7 protein-coding genes are annotated in these 7,470 nt (G+C 61.4%); all 7 read right to left on the bottom strand.

Going from position 1 to position 7,470, the window contains the following annotated elements:
* Positions 1 to 194: 194 nt before the first annotated feature.
* Positions 195 to 962 carry an SDR family oxidoreductase gene (locus CF161_RS16960; RefSeq protein ID WP_207202425.1) on the bottom strand — a complete coding sequence of 256 codons (768 nt, stop codon included), beginning with the start codon at positions 960 to 962 and terminating at the stop codon, positions 195 to 197.
* Positions 963 to 967: 5 nt separating this feature from the next.
* Positions 968 to 2,179: an O-succinylhomoserine sulfhydrylase gene (locus tag CF161_RS16955; protein ID WP_020297840.1), complete on the bottom strand. Its 1,212-nt coding sequence runs from the start codon at positions 2,177 to 2,179 to the stop codon at positions 968 to 970.
* Positions 2,180 to 2,214: 35 nt separating this feature from the next.
* Entirely contained in the window at positions 2,215 to 3,720 is a 1,506-nt protein-coding gene (gene purF, locus CF161_RS16950; protein ID WP_020297839.1) for an amidophosphoribosyltransferase, read from the bottom strand.
* 41 nt (positions 3,721 to 3,761) lie between these two features.
* Positions 3,762 to 4,319, bottom strand: a complete 558-nt coding sequence (locus CF161_RS16945; RefSeq protein WP_020297838.1) for a CvpA family protein — start codon at positions 4,317 to 4,319, stop codon at positions 3,762 to 3,764.
* Between the two features lie 98 nt (positions 4,320 to 4,417).
* The gene (locus CF161_RS16940) at positions 4,418 to 5,077 is read right to left on the bottom strand and encodes an SPOR domain-containing protein (RefSeq protein WP_043229680.1); all 660 of its coding nucleotides are present in this window, start codon (positions 5,075 to 5,077) and stop codon (positions 4,418 to 4,420) included.
* A complete protein-coding gene (folC, locus tag CF161_RS16935; RefSeq protein ID WP_020297836.1) occupies positions 5,061 to 6,368 on the bottom strand; it encodes a bifunctional tetrahydrofolate synthase/dihydrofolate synthase in 1,308 nt (435 codons plus the stop codon). The genes CF161_RS16940 and folC overlap by 17 nt, the downstream gene beginning before the upstream one ends.
* The gene (gene accD, locus CF161_RS16930; RefSeq protein WP_020297835.1) at positions 6,365 to 7,285 is read right to left on the bottom strand and encodes an acetyl-CoA carboxylase, carboxyltransferase subunit beta; all 921 of its coding nucleotides are present in this window, start codon (positions 7,283 to 7,285) and stop codon (positions 6,365 to 6,367) included. Before accD ends, folC begins: the two co-directional genes overlap by 4 nt.
* Positions 7,286 to 7,470: the final 185 nt, after the last annotated feature.

Here is a 7,470-nt window from a genome sequence, read left to right as displayed (position 1 = left end):
GATGCTCTCCCAGCTGAGCTAATCACCCTTTGCTTCGTTGAGGCCGCGAAATTTACGCAGATACCGAAGCTAAGTCAATAGCAGCGTTAGAGTTTTTTTCAAAAACAGCTGGGAGCAGCAAGCTTCAAGCCGCAAGAAAAAGCAGTACTGCTCCACCCCGCTTGCCGCTTGCAGCTAAAAGCTTGCCGCTGCTCTTATTCCTGATAAATCATTTTCTTGGTCATGCCGCCGTCGACCACGAACTCCTGGCCCGTGACGAACCCGGCGTTCTTGGACAACAACCAGGCCACCATCGCGGCAACGTCCTCGACCGTCCCGACCCTGCCCGCAGGGTGCTGGGCATGATCAAGATCACTCAACGGCTGCGCACGGCGCGCTGCCGGGTCACGTGCGTCGATCCAGCCCGGGCTGACCGCATTGACGCGGATTTCCGGCCCCAGGCTGATAGCCAGGGCATGGGTCAAGGCCAGCAACCCACCCTTACTCGCCGCGTAAGCCTCGGTATCGGGCTCGGACTGCCCGGCGCGGGTCGAGGCCAGGTTGACGATGGCGCCGCCGTGAGCACGCAGGTAAGGCGCACAGTGCTTGGCCAACAGCATCGGCCCACTGAGGTTTACCGCCAATACGCGGTTCCAATACGCCAGATCGAGGCTTTCCAGGGTGATATTGCGCGGATCGGCCACGGCCGCGTTGCACACCAGCGCATCCAGCCGACCAAACTGGCCGAGCACTTGCGCCACACCCTGGGCCACCTGCTTTTCGTCGGAGACATCCATGGCGATAAAGCAGGCGCTCTCCCCCATGACCTCGACCACCTTGGCGCCACGCGCGCGATCAAGGTCGGTCAATACCACTTGCCAGCCCTCGCTGATCAGCCAGGCGGCGATCCCCAGGCCAATGCCCCGCGCCGCGCCGGTGACCAGCGCAACGCGACCATTGGCACTGCCCTGCTGCGAGGACAACTCGATCACAAGGCGGCCAGGCCGCGAGCCAGGTCGGCTTGCAAGTCGGCAACGTCTTCGAGACCCACCGCGACCCGGATCAGACTGTCGCGAATGCCCGCCGCTTCACGCTCCTGCGGCGCCAGGCGACCGTGGGAAGTGGTGCTCGGGTGAGTGATGGTGGTTTTGCTGTCACCCAGGTTGGCGGTAATCGAGATCAGGCGCGTGGCATCGATAAAGCGCCAGGCACCGTCTTTGCCTCCCTTGACCTCAAAGCTGACCACCGCCCCAAAACCACGCTGCTGACGCTTGGCAAGTTCGTATTGCGGATGGCTTGGCAGGCCGGCGTAGTGCACCTTCTCGATGCCATCCTGCTGTTCCAGCCACTGCGCCAAGGCCAAGGCATTGGCACAGTGCGCACGCATGCGCAGGCTGAGGGTTTCAAGGCCCTTGAGGAAGATCCAGGCGTTGAACGGACTCAGGGTCGGCCCTGCGGTACGCAGGAAACCCACCACATCTTTCATCTGCTCACCGCGGCCGGCCACCACGCCGCCCATGCAACGGCCCTGGCCGTCGATGAACTTGGTCGCCGAATGCACCACCACGTCAGCACCCAGCTTCAATGGCTGTTGCAACGCGGGCGTGCAGAAACAGTTGTCGACCACCAGCATCGCACCCTTGGCGTGGGCCACTTCGGCCAGCGCGGCGATATCCACCAGCTCTGCCAGGGGGTTGGACGGCGATTCGACAAACAGCAATTTGGTATTGGCCTTGATTGCCGCATCCCAGCCGGACAGGTCCGCCAGGGGCACGTAATCGACTTCGATGCCAAAACGCTTGAAGTACTTTTCAAACAGACTGATGGTCGAGCCGAATACGCTGCGCGACACCAGCACATGATCGCCCGCGCTGCACAGGCTCATCACCACCGACAGAATGGCAGCCATGCCGGTAGCCGTGGCCACCGCCTGCTCCGCACCTTCCAGGGCGGCGATGCGCTCTTCGAAGGCGCGCACGGTCGGGTTGGTGTAGCGCGAATAAACGTTGCCTGGCACTTCGCCAGCGAACCGCGCGGCCGCATCGGCGGCCGTACGGAACACATAGCTTGAGGTGAAGAACATCGGGTCACCGTGTTCGCCTTCCGGCGTACGGTGCTGGCCGGCACGTACGGCCAGGGTGTCGAAAGCTACGCCATCAAGGTCGCTGTCCAGCCGACCGGCATCCCAATCCTGACTCATGCCGCCTACTCCTCAAGTCTTCTAAATGCTCTGAATCAGTTGTTGTACAGATCGATGATCGCGCTGACCGCCTGGGTCTTGACCTTGGAGGCATCGTTACGCGCGTTTTCGATCTTGTTCAGATAGGCCTCATCGACGTCGCCCGTGACGTACTTGCCGTCAAACACTGCACAGTCGAAATTCTCGATCTTGATCTTGCCGCCGCCGACCGCTTCGATCAGGTCCGGCAGGTCCTGATAGATCAGCCAATCGGCACCGATCAGGTCAGCCACGTCCTGGGTCGAACGATTGTGCGCAATCAGTTCGTGAGCGCTCGGCATGTCGATGCCGTATACGTTCGGGTAGCGCACGGCCGGTGCTGCGGAGCAGAAGTAGACGTTTTTCGCGCCGGCTTCGCGGGCCATCTGGATAATCTGTTTGCAGGTGGTGCCGCGCACGATCGAATCGTCCACCAGCATCACGTTCTTGCCGCGGAATTCCAGCTCGATAGCGTTGAGCTTCTGGCGTACGGATTTTTTCCGCGCAGCCTGGCCCGGCATGATGAAGGTACGGCCGATGTAGCGGTTCTTCACGAAGCCTTCGCGAAACTTCACACCCAGATGGTTAGCCAGCTCAAGCGCGGCGGTACGGCTGGTGTCCGGAATCGGGATGACCACGTCGATGTCATGCTCAGGACGCTCGCGCAGGATCTTCTCGGCCAGCTTCTCGCCCATGCGCAGGCGCGCCTTGTACACCGAGACGCCGTCGATGATCGAATCCGGGCGTGCCAGGTACACGTGTTCGAAGATGCACGGGGTCAGTTGCGGGTTGATTGCGCACTGGCGGGTGTGCAGCTTGCCGTCTTCAGTGATGTAAACCGCTTCACCCGGTGCCAGGTCACGGATCAGGGTGAAACCCAGCACATCCAGGGAAACGCTTTCCGAGGCGATCATGTACTCGACGCCCTCGTCAGTGTGACGCTGGCCGAAAACGATCGGGCGGATGCCATGCGGGTCGCGGAAACCGACGATGCCGTAACCGGTCACCATGGCCACGACTGCGTAACCACCAACGCAGCGGTTGTGCACGTCAGTCACGGCCGCGAACACGTCTTCTTCGGTCGGCTGCAGCTTGCCGCGCTGGGCCAGCTCGTGAGCGAACACGTTGAGCAGGACTTCGGAGTCGGAGTTGGTGTTGACGTGGCGCAGGTCGGATTCGTAAATCTCCTTGGCCAGTTGTTCAACGTTGGTCAGGTTACCGTTATGCGCCAGGGTAATGCCGTACGGCGAGTTGACGTAAAACGGTTGAGCTTCGGCCGAAGTCGAGCTGCCTGCGGTTGGATAGCGCACATGGCCGATGCCCATGTGGCCGACCAGGCGCTGCATATGCCGTTGATGGAATACATCACGGACCAGACCATTGTCCTTGCGCAGGAATAACCGGCCATCATGGCTGGTCACGATACCGGCAGCGTCCTGGCCGCGGTGCTGGAGGACGGTTAGCGCGTCATACAGCGCCTGATTGACGTTCGACTTACCGACGATACCGACGATGCCACACATGCGACGCAACCCCTACTTAATGAAACTGAACTGAACACATCTTACTGAGGCGTTTTGGCCGGTAAGAGGTGCTCCTTGAACGGAATATCAGCGGGTACGCTGATACCGCTGGCCAGCCACTGACTGCTCCACCCCAATATGAGGTTCTTCGACCAGTCTGCAACCAATAGAAATTGTGGCACCAGTCGCGACTGCTGCCACCAGGAATCCTGTTGTACCGGCCCCAGGCTCAACAGCCCGACCGCCACGACCACCAGCAACGCGCCACGCGCGGCGCCAAAGGCCATGCCGAGAAATCGATCGGTCCCGGAGAGGCCGGTGACGCGAATCAATTCGCCGATAAGAAAGTTGATCATTGCGCCTACCAGCAAGGTGGCGACAAACATGATGGCACAGCCCGCGATCACGCGAGCCGAAGGTGTTTCGATGTATCCGGCGAGGTACTCGGACAGTGAGCCACCGAACATCCAGGCAACGACTCCAGCGATAATCCAGGTCAGCAGCGACAGTGCTTCTTTGACGAAGCCGCGACTCAGACTGATCAACGCGGAGATGGCGATTATTGCAACGATCGCCCAATCAACCCAGGTAAATGGCACAGTGCAGCCTACAGACGGATAAGGCGGCGCATTTTAGCAGAGCGCTTGGCTGTCGGTAAGCTGCGATTCACTGTGCTTTTCAAATCAAGCAGATAGCCTTAACCGCGCTCAGGCTGAAAACGCACCACAAAACCCTTGAGGTTCTGCTGGCGACCCAGCAAGTCACGCAGACGATCGGCCTCGGCACGCTCGATCAGCGGGCCGACGAATACCCGATTTTTGCCATCGGCGGAACGGATATAGGCGTTATAGCCTTGACTGCGCAGGGTTTTCTGCAGGTTTTCAGCGCTTTCGCGGCTGGACAGGCTGGCCAGTTGCACCGACCAACTCACCGACAGGCCATTGGCATCGATCCGGCTCTGACTGGTGTCCGGCCGCGCGCTGGCAACAGACTGGGCAGGCGTAGGCTTGGGCGCGGCCGGCGCTGGAGCTGGAGCTGGCTTGATTGCAGCGGTCGGCGGCGCAACAGGGGTCGCCGGTGCACTCGGCACAATCGGCGCAGACGGTGCGGACTGCTGCACCACCTCGTCATCACTCGGAATCGGCTCCTGGGGCAGTGCTTGCGGCTCGGGAACTACCACCGGCTCGACCTGCACCTGAGGCATGACAGGCGCTTGCGGCGCGACAGGCGCCTCGACGCTGACATGACGCTGCTCATCTTCGCGGGAAAACAGCATGGGCAGGAAGATCACCGCCAGTGCCACCAGAACCAGAGCTCCAACCATTCGCTGCTTGTAGACGTTATCCAGCATAGCCATGTGCAGCTTCCTCCGTGGAGCGCCGGGCGAGCCACTCAAGCGCCTCGGCAACACAATAAAAAGATCCGAACAGCAGGATTTCATCCTCTGCCGTCGCAAGCGCGCACTGCCCTTCCAAAGCGGTAGCAACGCTGTCATAGGACGTTACGCGAGCCCCAAGGTTCTCCAGCGCCGCCTGCAAATCCGCAACCGGACGCGCCCGAGGGCAATCCAGAGGGGCCACCGCCCAGGTGTCGACCTGCGGATGCAGATGTTCAACCACGCCAGCCAGGTCTTTATCCGCCAGCAGACCAAACACCGCCAGGCGCTTGCCAGCCACGGGCCGACGGGCCAGGCGTTCGGCCAGGTACTGCGCGGCGTGCGGGTTGTGGCCTACATCCAGCAACAGATTAAGGCGCTTGCCTTGCCACTCAAACTGCCGACGATCCAGGCGACCGACCACCCGGGTCTGACGCAAGGCCGCCACTATCCGCTCCGGCTGCCAAGGCAGGCCCGTCAGCAAATAGGCCTGCAAGGCCAGGGCGGCGTTTTCCATGGGCAGATCGAGCAACGGCAAATCGTGCAGCTCGACTGGAGCGCCCGCAAGGTCGAGGCCGCGCCATTGCCAGTGCTGGTCGGTCATGCCCAAGTCAAAGTCGCGCCCACGCAGGAAGAATGGGCAATTGAGCTCACGCGCCTTGTCCAGCAGCGGCTGTGGCGGATTGAGATCCCCACACAGCGCCGGCGCACCCTGGCGAAAGATTCCGGCCTTCTCGAAGGCCACGGACTCACGGGTATCGCCAAGATAGTCAACGTGATCGACACCAATACTGGTCACCAGCGCCAGATCCGCATCCACCAGGTTGACCGTATCCAGGCGCCCACCCAGGCCGACCTCCAGCACCACCGCATCAAGCCCGGCGCGCTGGAACAGCCAAAAGGCCGCCAGGGTGCCCACCTCGAAATAGGTCAGGGAAATCTCGCCACGCCCAGCATCGACCGCGGCAAAGGCTTCACACAGCTCGGCATCGCTGGCTTCGACGCCATCGATCTGCACCCGCTCGTTGTAACGCAGCAGGTGTGGCGAGTTGTATTCCCCTACTCGCAACCCCTGGGTTCGCAGCAGCGACGCCACGAACGCACAGGTCGAACCCTTGCCGTTGGTGCCGGTCACCGTAATCACCCGAGGCGCCGGCTGGCCCAATCCCATGCGGGACGCTACCTCTTGCGAGCGTGCGAGCCCCATGTCGATGGCCGACGGATGCAACTGCTCGAGGTAGGCGAGCCACTCGCCAAGGGTACGTTGGGTCATAGGTTGGCTGGAGCCGGCGGAACCACGATCGGCTCGACAGGTGCGGCGACGAACTCAGGCGTCGGCAGCCCCATCAATTGCGCCAGCAGATTGCCCAGGCGTGGGCGCAGTTCCTGGCGGGCGATGATCATGTCGATCGCGCCGTGTTCCAGCAGGAACTCACTGCGCTGGAAGCCTTCCGGCAGCTTTTCACGCACGGTCTGCTCGATAACCCGCGGACCGGCGAAGCCGATCAGGGCCTTGGGTTCGGCGACGATCACATCACCCAGCATCGCCAGGCTCGCCGACACACCACCGTAGACCGGATCGGTCAGCACGGAGATGAACGGGATACCTTCTTCACGCAGGCGCGCCAGTACCGCAGAGGTCTTGGCCATTTGCATCAGGGAGATCAGTGCTTCCTGCATCCGCGCACCACCGGAGGCGGCGAAGCAGATCATCGGGCATTTGTTTTCCAGGGCGTAGTTGGCGGCACGAACAAAGCGCTCACCGACGATGGCGCCCATGGAACCGCCCATGAAGGAGAACTCGAACGCGGAAACCACCACCGGCATGCCCAGCAGGGTGCCACTCATGGAGATCAGTGCGTCCTTCTCGCCGGTCTGCTTCTGCGCGGCAGTCAGGCGATCCTTGTACTTCTTGCCATCGCGAAACTTCAGGCGATCCACCGGCTCCAGGTCGGCGCCCAGTTCGGCACGGCCTTCGGCATCGAGAAAAATGTCGATACGGGCGCGAGCACCGATACGCATGTGGTGATTGCACTTAGGGCAAACATCCAGGGTTTTTTCCAGCTCCGGCCGATACAGCACCGCCTCGCAGGACGGGCACTTGTGCCAAAGACCTTCAGGCACCGAGCTTTTCTTCACCTCGGAACGCATGATCGAAGGGATCAGTTTGTCTACTAACCAGTTGCTCATGCTTTCTTTCTCCAGTACCGGCGGCCCGAACGCTCTGGTTCGCAGCCCCGCGTATGCCCTTGAGCTAAATTCATGTGTGCGGCGATGATCGGTGCGCTACCGCGGTCAGCACGAGGCTCGACCTGCCTGTAACGAACTGCTCCTCAGCCATCCCGGCAGCCCGCAACAGAGCGGTTGCCACTTCG

The sequence above is a fragment of the Pseudomonas sp. CF161 genome, from assembly GCF_000416215.1.
GTDB lineage: Bacteria > Pseudomonadota > Gammaproteobacteria > Pseudomonadales > Pseudomonadaceae > Aquipseudomonas.
Note: the sequence above shows the minus strand (reverse complement) of the source record. Positions and strands in the feature narration are given on the sequence as shown.